The sequence below is a fragment of the Rhizobium sp. YTUHZ044 genome (assembly GCF_051123975.1).
GTDB lineage: Bacteria > Pseudomonadota > Alphaproteobacteria > Rhizobiales > Rhizobiaceae > Rhizobium.
Genome location: NZ_CP101426.1, coordinates 2,224,567 through 2,238,616, shown reverse-complemented (window position 1 = coordinate 2,238,616; position 14,050 = coordinate 2,224,567). Strand labels below are relative to the sequence as shown.

The following is a 14,050-nucleotide window of genomic DNA, read 5'->3' as shown; positions in this document are numbered from 1 at the left end:
ATCCTGCCTCAAACCGGTGAGCGCGGCGCCGATTCCTGCGCGATCGGAGGCACGCGGCGCTTGGCTTCACGATAGAACGTATAGAGGCCGGAAGCGATGACGATTGCGGCACCGAGGAGCGTCCAGTTGTCAGGTACTTCGGCGAAGAAGAAAAAGCCGAGCAGCGAGGAGAAGATCAGGCTGGTATAGCGGAAGGGCGCGACGAAGGAAATTTCCCCGGTGCGCATGGCGAGGATCACCGACTGGTAACCGACGAGCACCAGCACCGAGGCAAGCAGGAGATGTCCAAGGGAGGTCGCGCTGACCGACTGCCAACTGCCAAGCACGGGAATGAGAAGCGCGCCGAAAAAGGAGATGGAGGTCGCGGTGATGACGGTGATCATCAGCGAGGGAATCTTCGGATCGATGGAGCGGGTAGCGAGATCGCGGCCGGCCGTCGTCAGTACCGCGCCGACGCAGAGCAGGGCGGCAGCGGTGAATCCTTCCGGTCCGGGGCGGATGATGATCATGACGCCGACAAGACCGACTGTTATCGCCGACCAGCGCCGCCAGCCGACGGGCTCGCGGAAGAAGAGCGCCGCACCGAAGGTGACGACCAGCGGCAGCGATTGCAGGATCGCCGAGGCATTGGCGATCGGCATCATGCCGAGTGCGGTGATATAGGTGACGGCGGACAACATCTCACAGATGATGCGCAGGATGATAACCGGCTGCAGCACGACACGCCAGGAGCGCAGAGCGCCCATTTTCCTGGCGATCAGATAGACGAGCAGGCTGGTGAAGAGGCCGCGCAGGAACATGATCTCGCCGGCATTCATATAGGCGACCACCGATTTGGAGAGGGCATCGCTCGCGGAAAAGCCGGCCATCGCCATGCTCATATAAATGGCGCCCTCAGTATTGCGTGACCGCGGCATGAAGAGATTCCCTTACCTGTGCGCCCTTTCTTAGTCGGGAAGATACATGAAGGGAATCGGATGAATGTCACACCTGGGATAAATCGATGGTGCGCTGCACAAAGCTGCTGACGTAACGGCAGGCGCTTATGTGGAAACTACAGCAAGCGGCGGTTTTGTCTGGTGAAACCGGCATGTCGGATGCGGCGATCCCGACGAAACTGATCTGACCGAGACGATATGCCATCGGGGCCTTTGTTGTTGCGCGCAGGAACCGGGTGGCTGCAGCGCCGAATGTCTGAGATCTGGGATGCCTCAACAATCGAGGAGAACCGACATGACACTTCTGAACGGAAAAACCGCAATCGTCACCGGCGCAAGCTCGGGCATCGGCCGCGCGGCTGCCAAGGTCTTTGCACGGGAAGGTGCGAAGCTGGTGATCAACGGCCGGCGGCAGGATGCACTCGACGCCGTTGTCGCCGAAATCGAAGCGGAGGGTGGAGAAGCCGTCGCCGTTGCCGGCGATGTCAGGGACGAGGTGCTGCAGGCAAGGCTTACCGACATGGCGGTCTCGCGCTTCGGCGGGCTCGACATCGCCTTCAACAATGCCGGCGGTCTCGGCGAGATGGGGCCGGTTGCCGGATTGTCGCTGGAGGGCTGGCGCGAGACGATCGAGACCAATCTCACCGCCGCTTTCCTCGGCGCGAAGCACCAGTCGGCGGCGATGGGTGAGGGTGGCGGTTCGTTGATCTTCACCTCCACCTTCGTCGGCCACACTGCCGGCATGCCCGGCATGGCCGCCTATGCGGCGAGCAAGGCGGGGCTGATCGGCCTCGTGCAGGTGCTCGCCGCCGAACTCGGGCAGCAGAATATCCGCGTCAATGCCCTCCTTCCCGGCGGCACCGATACGCCCGCCAGCATCACCAATGCACCGGATGCAACGCCTGATCTGCTCGCCTTCGTCGAAGGATTGCATGCGCTGAAGCGCATGGCGCAGCCTGAAGAGATCGCCAATGCGGCGTTGTTCCTGGCGTCGGATCTGTCGAGCTTCGTGACGGGGACGGCGATGCTGGCGGATGGTGGGGTTTCGATCAGCCGGACGTAGGATCGGTGAGGGGGCATTTTGCCCAGGCAATGAAAGATGTGCCATGTGCCGTGCGCCCCCTCATCTGCCTGCCGGCATCTTCTCCCCGCTGGGGAGAAGCGGAATCGCGGCGGCGCCTCGCTCCATTTGAGACGTCGCGATAGGTGTGGCCACCGTGTGTTGCTCCCCCTTCGCCCCAGCGGAGAGAAGATGCCCGTAGGGCGGATGAGGGGGGTGAGGAGCGTCAGCGACGACGCCTTGAGCGGGAAGCCAAAGGCAGTGGCTGCTTCAATGCCGCCCCAAGGCCACCTAAGACATAATCAACCCGCCGTCGACATTGATCGTCTGGCCGGTGATGTAGGCGGCGTCGTCGCTGGCGAGGAAAGTGACCAGGCCGGCGACGTCCTCGCCGGAGCCGGCGCGTTTCATCGGGATGCCTTCGACCCATTCCTTCATCAGTTCGCCGGGGGCATAGTTGCCGAGCAGTTTGCCCCAAGCCTGGTCATTATAGGCCCACATATCGGTTTCAATGATGCCGGGGCAGAAGGCGTTGACGGTGATGTTTTCGGTCGCGACTTCCTTGGCCAGGCTCTGGGTGATGCCGACGACGCCCATTTTCGAGGCGGCGTAATGCGGGGTGTAGATGAAGCCGTCGCGGGCCTGGCCGGAGGCGGTGTTGATAATGCGGCCGCCGCGCTTTTGCTTGCGCATTCTTGCAATGGCCTCCTGGGCGCAGAGGAAGACGCCCTTGGTGTTGACGGCCATGACCTTGTCCCACTCATTTTCGGTCAGGTCCTCGACACGGGCGATGGTGATGACGCCGGCATTCTGGATCGAGACGTCGACAGTGCCGAATTCCTTTTCGGCCGCATCGTAGAGCGCTACGACGCTCGCCTTGTCGGTGACATCGCCCACGAAAGAGATCGCCTTACCGCCTTCGGTTCTGATGTGCTCGGCGACACCGTGGACCAGATCTTCATTGGCCGAGACGACGAGATTGGCGCCTTCGCGCGCAAAGCGCCTGGCGATCGCGGCGCCGATACCGCGGCTGCCCCCGGTAATGACGACAGTCTTTTGCTCAAAGCGTTTCATGGCTTTCCTCGCATCCTTCAATAGACGGCAAATGGGCGCGGCAGCGGCTGTCCGGCGTGAAGGGCGGGCAGACGACGATATCGCACGTCATCATGCCCGTTAGTCCCTTCAGCGCCTCGATCTCAGCCAGGGAGGGAGCGAGACCGTTCATATTCCAACTGCCGGCTTCTGATCGCATCACCAGCAGCAGAAACCGCCGTCGACGAGAAGATCGACGCCGGTTACAAAACTTGCTGCATTCGACAGCAGGAACACCGCCGGACCCACCATCTCGTCGACCGTTGCCATGCGCTGCATTGGCGTCTGCTCTTCGAAGAGCTTGGTCTGGTGGACCATTTCCGGACGGGTGTTCATCGGCGTTGCCGTGTATCCGGGGGAGATTGTGTTGACGCGAATGCCGCGGTCGACCCATTCCATCGCCAGGGATTTCGACATGTGGATGACGCCCGCCTTGGAGGCGTTGTAATGCGCCTGGCTCAGGCCGCGGTTGACGATCACACCGGACATGGAGGCGATGTTGACGATGGAGCCGCGTCCATTCTTCAACATGGCACGGGCCTCGGCCTGGCAGGACAGGAATATGCCCTTGAGGTTGATATCCATCAGCGTCTGATATTGATCTTCCTCCATCTCTTCCGCCGGGTTGGCGTTGGCGATGCCGGCAGCATTGACGGCAAGCGTCAGAGCGCCGAGATCGGCTTCGGTGCGTGCGACCGAATCTGCAAGGGAGGATTTGTTGGTAACGTCAGCCGCGATCTGGATCGAGCGGCAGCCGGCAGCGCGGATATGTTCAGCCGTCCTGGCCAGTCCGTCATCGGTCCGGCGGTCCAGCAGAGCCACGTCGGCGCCGCATTGCGCAAGGCCGATAGCAATTCGCTGCCCAATGCCGCTCCCGGCGCCGGTAACGATGGCAACCTGACCGCTGAGATCGAAAAGCTTAGGGGCGTTCAGAGTGATGTCGGACACCGCTCTTCCTTTCTCTGTCTGTTCAGAGCATTTCCGTTTTTCTTCGAATCTCGAAAAAGCTCTATCTCTTTTTTTTCACACAGTTCCTAACGCAAAACCGCTGCACACTTTTGCTGGAATTGCTTTAGATGGTAGCCAGTTCCATGACCGAAACGTCATTGGCCTGGTCACGATTGAGGATCCCCGCCTGCTTGCCTTGTGCAAGCACGAGAATGCGATTGGAGACGCCGAGAACTTCCTCGAGGTCCGAGCTTACGACGATGACCGCCACGCCCTGTTTGGCAAGATTGACGATGATGTCGTAAATGCCGGCGCGAGCGCCGACATCGATGCCTCTGGTCGGTTCGTCAAGCACGACGACCTTGGGATCGCGCATGAGCCACTTGGCGATCACGACCTTCTGTTGGTTGCCGCCTGAAAGGTCCGAGGCGTATTGCTCGGCACGGCCCTTGACGCCGAACTTGGCCACCGCCTTTTCCGCAAAGGAGCGCTTGAGGCGCGGTGTGATCCAGCCACCGCCCAGCTTGTCGAGATTGGCGTAGATAATGTTCTCGCTGATCCGGTGCCCGACAATCAGGCCTTGCTCCTTGCGGTCTTCCGGAACCATCACGATCCCCTTGGCGATCGCGTCCGCCGGGTCGCGCAGCCTGAGTTCCTCGCCTTCCAGCTTGATCGAACCGGCACTGATCGGATCGGCGCCCGAAATTGCGCGCACCAGTTCGGTGCGGCCGGCGCCGACCAAGCCGGCGATGCCGAGAATTTCACCGGCCCGCACCTCGAAGGTGACGTTACGGAAGGAGTCGTCCGGCGAGCTCAACCCGGAGACTTGAAGCACCGGACGATCTGTCGGAACGGGCAGGGTGGGGAACAAGCGGTCGAGCGGGCGTCCGACCATGCTCTCAACGATCGTTCGCACCGGGGTCGCGCTGTCGGAGAATTCCTGCACGCGCTCGCCGTCACGAAGAACGACGATGCGGTCGGTGATCTGCTTGATCTCTTCCATGCGGTGGGAAATATAGACGATGCCGACGCCTTCCGAGCGAAGCTTGCGAACCTGTTCGAACAGAGCTTCCGTCTCTGCGCCGCCAAGGGCGGCTGTCGGCTCATCGAGGATCAGCAGCTTTGCGTTGAGAGCCAGCGCCTTGGCGATCTCGATAAGTTGCTGATTTGCGGTGGAGAGGCCGGCGACCGTCCGCGTCGCGGGTATGTGAAGGTTCAAGCGGGCGAGCTGGTCTTGGGCCCGGCGAACCATCTGGGCACGGTCGACGGCGCCGTTCTTCATCGGCCAGCGTCCGATGAAGACGTTTTCTGCGATCGACAGCTGCGGCAGAAGCTGCAGCTCCTGGTGGATCAGGACAACGCCCTTGTCGATCGCTTCCCTCGGGGTGGCCGGGGCATAAGGTTGCCCCAGCCATGTCATCGATCCTTCGGAGGGCGTGCGGGATCCGGCAATGATGCCCGACAGCGTCGACTTGCCCGCTCCGTTTTCACCGAGAAGTGCAACCACTTCGCCCGGATAGACGTCCAAGCTGACATCCTTCAGAACTTGGAGCGGCCCATACCACTTGGATATGCCCCTCAGGGAAAGAACGGGATCAGTCACGGCACACCTCCTCAAGACCTACTTTATCAGGGATGGTTGGCGATGAAGCCTGCCACGTTTTCCTTGGTTGTCAGCGTGGCATCCAGGAGCTGGACCGGCGGCACCTTTTCTCCGGCGACAAGCTTGGCGGCATTTTCAACCGCATCGCGGCCCATCTTCTGCGTCTGCTGCGTCGCAGTCACGTTGAAGACACCTTTGCTGAGGGCTTCGAGCGCTGCGGTGTCGCCATCGAAGCCGCCGACCACGATCTTCTGCGACGGATTGGCGACCTTGATCGCCTGGGCGGCGCCAAGGGCGAGACCGTCAGCCTGTGCGAACACGATCGAAACGTCCGGATTTGCCTGCAGCATATTCTGCATGATCTGGAAGCCTTCGTCCTGGCTCCAGATGTTGGAGAACTGCTCGGCGACGACCTTGACATCAGGATATGCCTTCAGGGATTCAGCGCAGCCCTTCGAGCGATCAACTTCCGGCGTCGTGCCCTTCTGGCCATGGATGATGACCATCTTACCCTTGCCGCCGGCTTCCTTCAGAATGTAGTCGCAGACGGCCTTGGCAGAGGCGACGGAGTCCGTCGCAAGGAATGTATCGCCCGGTGCTCCCTCGGCGTTGCGGTCAACGTTTACGACCGGGATGCCGGCGCTCTTTGCGAGCTTGACCGGAACGGTCGCAGCCGCCGCACCGGCCGGAATGTAGATCAGAGCGTCGATTTTCTGGGTCAGAAGATCCTGGATCTGGTTGACCTGTGTCGGCCCGTCGCCCTTTGCGTCGACCGTGATGACTTCGATGCCGCGCTTCTTGGCTTCGGCCTCGACCGATTGCTTGATCTGGTTGAAGAAGTTTGCCTGAAGGTTGGCAACGGCGAGGCCGAGCTTCTTCAGTTCCGCCGCGTGTACGGGGCCAAGCATGAGGCCGAGCAGTGCAGCAGACGCGAGCATGGTGCGCGCTATTTTCATTGTATTTCCTCCGTTGTTTGATGGAACCCTCGGGTATGTCCTCCCCCTCGGGGTATTGATCCGTCCCGAAGCCCGGGGCGGAATTCCGGGTCCGCCAACGCGGCGGACCCCGCTCGTCAGGCGCGACGCCGCCGAATGGTCTCCGCGCCGACCGCAAGCACGATGACGATTCCGATGATCACTTGCTGAAGAAACGGTGAGACGTTGAGAAGGTTGAGACCGTTGCGCAGGACACCGATGATCAGAACGCCGATCAGCGTTCCGCCGATGCCGCCGGCGCCGCCGGAGAGCGAAGTGCCGCCAATGACGACCGCAGCGATGGTGTCCAGCTCATAGCCCAGACCACTGGACGGCTGGACGGAATCCAGCCGGGCGGCGAGCACGACGCCGGCAAGCCCCGCAAGGACGGCACTCATGACATAGACGCCGATCGTCACCAGCGGAACGTTGATGCCGGCGAGGCGCGCGACTTCGGCGTTGCCGCCCACCGCATAGAGCATCCGGCCTTCGGACCGAAAGTGCAGGAAAAGCCAGGCCGCAAGAACCACCGCCAGCATCAGAAAGACCGTGGCTGTCATGACGCCGAAATGGCGATCGATCGCCAGCATCATGAACCAGTCGGGGAAGCCGACGATCTGCTGGCCATCGGTGATCATGTTTGCAACGCCGCGGGCGGCCGACATCATTGCCAGAGTGGCGATAAAGGCCGGAACCCTGAATTGCGTCACCAGCAGTCCGACGATCAGGCCCGATACCGCCGAGGCGATCAGCGCAAAGGCGATCCCGACCGGCAGCGGCAGGCCGGCGACGTTGGCAGTCCAGCCCATGACCATCATCGCCAAAGCGAGTGCCGAGCCGACGGAGAGATCGATGCCGCCGATCAGGATGACGAAGGTCATTCCGACCGCCATGATGCCGAGAACGGTGATCTGGTCGAGGATGTTGAGGCCGTTTCGAACCGAGAGAAACGTGTCTGTGCTGACGCTCAGAAAGACGCACAGCACGAGCAGCCCGACGAGTGGGCCGGTCGCTCCCTTGAGCTTGCTCAACCACGCACCGGACGAAAGCCTGTGTTCATTGATATCGAGCGCCACCATTGCTCCTCCCTCTGCGTAGGCCTGTATCCGATATTTGTTCAGGCTAGAATAATTATTCACTCCTGCTGGAAAATTCATTAACAACTTGCTTTCCAGCTGTCAACAGGATTTCGTCGGGTGGATGTCTGTGGTACTTGGTACAAGGGGGTTGACTAATCAGAGTCTTGTGCAAAAATATTGATTAGTGAATATTTATGCACGCGAGGAATCGATGGATACGACAGAACTTGAGCGCATCGCCCGCGAGATCCGATTGCGCGATCTTCAGGCGGTCTTTGAAGCGGGCGCCGGCCATATTGGCGGGGAAATGTCAGTGATCGACATTTTGACGGCGCTCTATTTTCGGGTGCTGAAAGTCTGGCCAGATCAGCCGAGACATCCCGACCGCGACAGGTTCGTTCTCTCAAAGGGACATACGGCATGCGCCCTCTATGTGACACTCGCAAAACGCGGTTTCATCCCGGAGGAGGAGATTTCCACCTTCCTGCAGCCGCATTCGAGGCTGAACGGACATCCGAACTGCAACAAGGTTCCGGGCGTCGAAACGAATACCGGCCCGCTCGGCCACGGTCTCCCGGTCGCAGTCGGAATGGCGAAAGCGGCCAAGCTCTCGGGTGCGAAATTTCACACCTACGTTGTCACCGGTGACGGCGAGATGCAGGAAGGCTCCAACTGGGAAGCGATCATGGCGGCAGCCCAGTTCAAGCTCGACAACTTGACGCTGGTCATCGACCACAACAGGTTCCAGCAGGGCGCGGCGCTGGCCGAAACCAACGATCTCGCGCCGCTTCGTCCGAAGCTTGAAGCCTTCGATTGGGAAGTCACCGAGATCAACGGCAACACGATGAGCGAAATCGTTCCTGCTCTCGAACACCGGGGGGCGAGACCGCATTGTATTGTCGCCCATACCAACAAGGGCCATGGAATCTCGTTCATGCAGGACCGGGTTGACTGGCACCACAAGGTGCCGAGCAAAGAACAATACGAAATCGCATTGGCAGAATTGTCGGAGGCACTGTAATGAACGCGCCAATCAACCCTCCCAAGCTCTATGATTGCCGCGACGCATTCGCCGCCACGCTTGAGCGGCTGGCCGCTGAAAACGAAACGATCGTTGCCGTCTGCAACGACTCTGTCGGTTCGTCCAAGCTCGGCGGCTTCAAGTCCAAATTTCCCGAACGCCTCGTCAATGTCGGCATCGCAGAGCAGAATATGGTCGGCGTCGGCGCAGGGCTCGCCAATGGCGGACGGCTTCCGTTCGTCTGCGCCGCCGCTCCATTTCTCACCGGGCGGTCGCTCGAGCAGATCAAGGCCGACATTTCCTACTCGAACGCCAACGTCAAGCTGGTCGGCATCTCCTCCGGCATGGCCTATGGCGAGCTCGGCCCGACCCATCACTCGATCGAAGATTTCGCCTGGACACGGGTCCTGCCCAATCTTCCGGTCATTGCGCCTTGTGACCGCATCGAAACCGCTGCTGCCGTTGCCTGGGCCGCGACCTATGACGGGCCTTGTTTCCTGCGTCTGTCACGGGTCGGCGTGCCCGACCTGCTTCCGGAAGGCCATAAGTTCGAACTTGGCAAGGCAAATCTCCTTCGCCGGGGTTCCAACGTCACCCTGATCGCCAACGGCACTTTGACCCATCGCATTCTCAAGGCGGCCGAAATCCTCGCTGAGCGCGGCATCAATGCCAGAGTGCTCAACCTTGCAACGGTTCGTCCCATCGATGAGGAGGCTATCATCACTGCTGCCAGGGAGACCGGAGCGATCGTCACAGCCGAAGAGCATTCGATCTTTGGCGGGCTCGGCTCCGCCGTCGCCGAAGTGGTGGTCGACAATGCGCCGGTGCCGATGAAGCGTCTCGGCGTTCCCGGCGTCTATGCCCCGACCGGATCGGCAGAATTCCTGCTCGACGAATTCGGGATGGCGCCTTTCGCAATCGCCGATGCCGCGCAGGCGCTGATCAAGCGCAAGTAATAGGATCCAGCGACCGGCCGAAACGTTTTTGCCGTTTCGGCCGTCACTTGATCCGGGGAGGATAGAATGCGGACAATTCTGGCAATCGACCAGGGCACGACCAATTCGAAGGCGGTTCTGGTTTCCGAGAACGGAGAAATCGTCGGCAGAGGTTCGGCGCCGGTCGGCATCTCCTATCCGAAGCCGGGCTGGGTCGAACAAGACCCACACCGGCTCTACGCCTCGGTCTGCGAGGCGGTCGACGCCTGCCTGACGGCCGGTCGCGATGTGACGATCGAGGCCGTGGCCGTTTCCAACCAGCGCGAGTCCGTCACTGCCTGGGACGCCGATACCGGAGAGGCTCTTGGGCCGGTGGTCAGCTGGCAGTGCCGCCGAACGGCGCAGGATTGCGAACGTCTGATTGCCGAAGGCCAGCTTGACCGGGTGCAGGCGCTCACCGGCCTGCCCTTGGATGCGATGTTCCCAGGTTCGAAATTCCGCTGGCTGCTCGACCGGGTTCCGGCCGGGCGATCGGTGCGGCTGGGAACGATCGACAGCTGGCTCGTCCACTGCCTGACGGGCGGGCGCCGGCATGCCTGCGACGCGTCGAATGCCGCCAGGAGCCAGTTGTTCGATCTGAAGGAGCAGAGATGGAGCGAGGAACTCGGCGAGATTTTCGGCGTCGATATCGCGCTGCTGCCCGAGGTGCTCGACAGCTCGGCCGATTTCGGCAGAACGCAAGGGTTGCCGGGTGTGCCGGACGGCACCCCCATCATGGCCGCGATCGGAGACAGCCACGCCGCCCTGTTCGGTCATGGGGCATTCAAGCCGGGCGACGGCAAGGTGACCTTCGGGACCGGCTCGTCGGTCATGACGACGCTTCCGCACTTCATTCCCCCGCGTAACGGCGTGACAACAACCGTCGCGTGGCGTATCGGGGGGAGGCCGACTTTCGCCTTCGAAGGCAATATTCTCGTTTGCGCCGCCAGTCTTCCCTGGATGGCCGATATTCTCGGCCTTGCGGATGTGGCGGCGCTCGTCGAACTTGCAGCGAGCGCCGAGCCGGGCGGGCCTGGCTTCGTGCCGGCATTCGTGGGACTGGGGGCACCTTACTGGAATGCCGACGCCCGAGCCCTGTTCTCCCAGATCAACTTCAATACGACACGCGCGCAAATGGCCCGGTCGGTGACCGACTCCATCGCCCTGCAGGTGCATGACGTGATCGCGGCCATGCGGACGCAGAGCGGCGGCGCGCTTGGCGCGCTCTATGTGGATGGCGGCCCGAGCCGGAACCGCTTCCTGATGCAGTGCGTCGCCAACCTTATCGAACATCCGGTGATCCAATGCGAGGCACCCGAGGCGTCGGCGTTGGGCGCGGCCTATCTGGCGGGGCTGTCACTCGGTCTGTGGGGCGATCTTCAGATTGTCGCGGAGCTGCCGCGAAACACCGAGATTATCGAGCCGCAATCCCTCGATCGGGCGGGACTTCTCGATCGCTGGAATGATGCGCTCGTCCGCTCGACGTTCCGCGAAACAAAGGCTAAAGGTGAATAAAAATTCAATCTGGGATTAGCGATGACTCGCCTCAACGAACTCCGCCTCATTTCAAGGGTCGCCCAGATGTACCATATCGAGGGACGGCGACAGGCGGAGATCGCGGAGCACCTTCGCTTGTCGCAGGCGACGGTGTCGCGCATGCTGAAGCGCGCCGAGGCTGAAGATATCGTCAGAACCAGTGTGATCCCTCCCGTCGGCACCTATAGCGAGCTCGAGGCGGCGCTTCGCGAGAAATACGATCTGCCGGAGGCGATCGTCGTCGAGTGCACGGAAGATCGGGACGGCGCCATCATGGCCCGTATCGGCGAGGCAGCGGCTCATCTCCTGGAGGTGACGCTTGCGCCGGGTGAGATCATCGGCGTTTCGAGCTGGAGCCAGACCATTTTCAAGATGGTCGAGAACATTCATCCTCAGAAAAGCGCCCAGGCGAAATACGTCGTCCAGACCCTTGGAGGCATGGGAGATCCTTCGGTGCAGACGCATGCGACGCAGCTGACCACGCGGCTTGCACGGCTGACCGGGGCCGAGCCGAAACTGCTTCCCGTGCAGGGCGTGACGACGTCAAGGGAGGCAAAACTTCTGATGCAGTCCGATCCGTACGTCCGCGAGACGATGGACCTCTTCGGCAGCATAACGCTTGCGATCGTCGGCATCGGCGCCGTCGAACCATCCGAACTTCTTGCGCGTTCCGGCAACATTTTTTCGGCCCGCGAACTCTCCGATCTCGCGGAAGCGGGAGCCGTCGGCGATATTTCGCTTCGCTTCTTCGATAGGAACGGCAAGCCGGTCAAGACACCGCTTGATGATCGGGTGATAGGGCTTCCGCTCGAGGATCTCGAACGGGTGGACCGGGTCATTGCCCTTGCCGGTGGCGCCAAGAAGACCGAGGCGATCGCCGGCGCGCTGCGCGTCGGGGTGATCGATATGCTTGTGACTGACAAGTTTACCGCGCAGCGACTGACCGATTGATGGGGTAGGGCGGAAGGCCCGCCTCGTCCTTCAAGGCTTCGCTCCCCTGAGTCAATGCGCCGTCCCATCGACGATGACATGGTCGTGGTCCAGCGAGCATTTCTCGATCCGGGCTTCGACCCTGTAAATCTCCCGCAGCATCTCCGCAGTGACCACATCTCTCGGCGCGCCGCAGGCGCGCATGCGGCCGTTGGCGATGACCATCACCTTGTCGGCGAAGCGCAGCGCCTGGTTGAGGTCGTGGATGGCGATCAGGACGAGCATGCCTTTGGCACGCGCCCGGCGGCGCATGAAATCGAGGACTTCGATCTGGCGGTGCAGGTCGAGGGCGCTTGTGGGTTCGTCCATCAGCATGATTTCGGGCTCGCGCACCAGCGCCTGGGCGATCGAGACGAGCTGGCGCTGGCCGCCGGAGAGCGCGCCGAGATCGCGGAAGGCGAGCAAAGTGATATCGAGCGCTGCCATGATCTCGTCGATGAAGCGCAGGTCGCCATCGCCGATGGCCCAGGACTGGCCCTGCTTGCGGGCGAGCAGGATGGATTCGTAGACGGTCAGCACCGCATTGGCGGAGGTATCCTGCGGCATGTAGCTGATGGCGTTTTTCGCCTTTGAGCCTTCGACGACGACACGGCCCGGGCCCTTGAGCAGGCCGGTGATGCGCTTGAAGAGCGTCGACTTGCCGGCGGCGTTCGGGCCGATCACCGCGATCAACTCGCCCGATGTCATCACCGGCGTCGTCACATCTTCGACAAAAAGCTTGCGGCCGTGATAGGCGCCGACCGACTGCAAATGAAGCGCTACCATGATCGGCTCCTGTTCGAGAGGATGAGCGAAAAGAAGAAGGGCACGCCGACGAGTGCGGTGATGATGCCGATCGGGAAGACGACGCCTGGGATGATCGATTTCGAGACGATCGAGGTCAGCGACAGCAGCAGTGCGCCCGAAAGGATCGAGCCCGGCAGGAAGAAGCGCTGGTCCTCGCCGAGGATCATGCGGGCGATGTGCGGCCCGACGAGGCCGACGAAGCCGATGGTGCCGACGAAGCTGACCGGCACGGCGGCAAGCAGCGAGACGACGAGCATGGTTTCCAGCCGGATGCGGCGGACATTGACGCCGAAGCTTGCGGCCTTGTCCTCGCCGAGGCGGATGGCGGTCAGCGCCCAGGCATTGCGGGCAAAGAGCGGAAGGGCAGCCAGCAGTACGGCGAGCGTCACCCAGATCTTCGGCCACGTCGCCTTAGTGAGGCTGCCCATCGTCCAGAAGACGACCGCCGACAGTGCCTGTTCGGAAGCGAGATATTGCAGGAAGGCGAGGGCGGCGTTGAAGGTGAAGACCAGGGCGATGCCGAGCAGCACCACCGTCTGTACCGAGACCCCGCGGGCCTGCGAGACGAAATGTATGAACAGCGTGGCGATCAGCGCCATGATGAAGGCATTGACCGGCACCAGCAGGCCGGCAGCAACGGGCAGAAGCGGAACGCTGGTGACGATCGCCAGGGCCGCGCCGAAGCTTGCCGCCGCCGAAATGCCCAAGGTGAACGGGCTGGCGAGCGGATTGGCGAGGATCGTCTGCATCTGCGCGCCGGCGACGGAGAGCGACGCGCCGACGACGATCGCCATGATGGCGACCGGCATGCGGATGCCCCAGACGACGGCGCGGATCTGATCGGAAACGGAGGCGGGGTCGAGGAGGGCGGAGACGACGTCGCCGAGACTGTAGCGAGCCGGCCCCCAGGCGAGATCGACGGCGAAGGACAGGCAGAGCGCTGCCGTCATGGCGAAAAGGATCAGCAGCTTGCGCCGGGCGAGAGCGCGGTAGCGCTCCCTCCCGGCTTCCACGTCGATCGAATGTGCGGCAATCTCGGCCATAGCGAT

General features: G+C 61.8%; 13 protein-coding genes. 5 read left to right on the top strand and 8 right to left on the bottom strand.

Annotation, left to right across the window (positions count from 1 at the left end):
• Positions 1-8: 8 nt before the first annotated feature.
• On the bottom strand, positions 9-917 hold the full coding sequence (locus NL154_RS11140) for a DMT family transporter (RefSeq protein WP_210631048.1): 909 nt from the start codon (positions 915-917) through the stop codon (positions 9-11).
• A 316-nt stretch (positions 918-1,233) separates the two neighbouring features.
• Between NL154_RS11140 and NL154_RS11135 the strand changes: the two genes are divergently transcribed.
• Positions 1,234-2,001 carry an SDR family oxidoreductase gene (locus tag NL154_RS11135; RefSeq protein ID WP_210631049.1) on the top strand — a complete coding sequence of 256 codons (768 nt, stop codon included), beginning with the start codon at positions 1,234-1,236 and terminating at the stop codon, positions 1,999-2,001.
• Positions 2,002-2,289: 288 nt separating this feature from the next.
• Here NL154_RS11135 and NL154_RS11130 read toward each other — a convergent pair whose 3' ends face one another.
• The 5 genes from NL154_RS11130 to NL154_RS11110 form a co-directional block, all read right to left on the bottom strand.
• Positions 2,290-3,072: a glucose 1-dehydrogenase gene (locus NL154_RS11130; RefSeq protein ID WP_210631050.1), complete on the bottom strand. Its 783-nt coding sequence runs from the start codon at positions 3,070-3,072 to the stop codon at positions 2,290-2,292.
• Between the two features lie 177 nt (positions 3,073-3,249).
• Positions 3,250-4,038, bottom strand: a complete 789-nt coding sequence (locus NL154_RS11125) for an SDR family oxidoreductase (protein WP_221123390.1) — start codon at positions 4,036-4,038, stop codon at positions 3,250-3,252.
• Between the two features lie 124 nt (positions 4,039-4,162).
• Entirely contained in the window at positions 4,163-5,641 is a 1,479-nt protein-coding gene (locus NL154_RS11120) for a sugar ABC transporter ATP-binding protein (RefSeq protein WP_210631052.1), read from the bottom strand.
• 26 nt (positions 5,642-5,667) lie between these two features.
• Positions 5,668-6,597, bottom strand: coding sequence for a sugar ABC transporter substrate-binding protein (locus tag NL154_RS11115; protein WP_003540275.1), 930 nt, complete (start codon positions 6,595-6,597; stop codon positions 5,668-5,670).
• A 116-nt stretch (positions 6,598-6,713) separates the two neighbouring features.
• On the bottom strand, positions 6,714-7,694 hold the full coding sequence (locus NL154_RS11110) for an ABC transporter permease (RefSeq protein ID WP_097612907.1): 981 nt from the start codon (positions 7,692-7,694) through the stop codon (positions 6,714-6,716).
• Between the two features lie 211 nt (positions 7,695-7,905).
• On the opposite strand from NL154_RS11110, the gene NL154_RS11105 reads away from it, so the two are divergent.
• The 4 genes from NL154_RS11105 to NL154_RS11090 all read left to right on the top strand — a co-directional run bounded on the left by NL154_RS11105 (position 7,906) and on the right by NL154_RS11090 (position 12,176).
• Positions 7,906-8,715 (top strand): transketolase, encoded by an 810-nt coding sequence (locus NL154_RS11105; protein WP_221123389.1) that lies wholly within the window; start codon positions 7,906-7,908, stop codon positions 8,713-8,715.
• The gene (locus NL154_RS11100; protein WP_221164507.1) at positions 8,715-9,671 is read left to right on the top strand and encodes a transketolase family protein; all 957 of its coding nucleotides are present in this window, start codon (positions 8,715-8,717) and stop codon (positions 9,669-9,671) included. The genes NL154_RS11105 and NL154_RS11100 overlap by 1 nt, the downstream gene beginning before the upstream one ends.
• Positions 9,672-9,737: 66 nt before the next feature.
• The gene (locus tag NL154_RS11095) at positions 9,738-11,204 is read left to right on the top strand and encodes an FGGY family carbohydrate kinase (RefSeq protein WP_221164508.1); all 1,467 of its coding nucleotides are present in this window, start codon (positions 9,738-9,740) and stop codon (positions 11,202-11,204) included.
• A 21-nt stretch (positions 11,205-11,225) separates the two neighbouring features.
• Complete coding sequence (locus NL154_RS11090; protein ID WP_210631056.1) at positions 11,226-12,176, top strand: sugar-binding transcriptional regulator; 951 nt, start codon at positions 11,226-11,228, stop codon at positions 12,174-12,176.
• Positions 12,177-12,227: 51 nt separating this feature from the next.
• On the opposite strand, the gene NL154_RS11085 is transcribed toward NL154_RS11090, so the two are convergent.
• Both NL154_RS11085 and NL154_RS11080 read right to left on the bottom strand, forming a co-directional pair.
• The gene (locus NL154_RS11085) at positions 12,228-12,980 is read right to left on the bottom strand and encodes an ABC transporter ATP-binding protein (protein ID WP_434734048.1); all 753 of its coding nucleotides are present in this window, start codon (positions 12,978-12,980) and stop codon (positions 12,228-12,230) included.
• Entirely contained in the window at positions 12,974-14,044 is a 1,071-nt protein-coding gene (locus NL154_RS11080) for a FecCD family ABC transporter permease (protein ID WP_210631058.1), read from the bottom strand. The genes NL154_RS11085 and NL154_RS11080 overlap by 7 nt, the downstream gene beginning before the upstream one ends.
• Between the last annotated feature and the right edge of the window lie 6 nt (positions 14,045-14,050).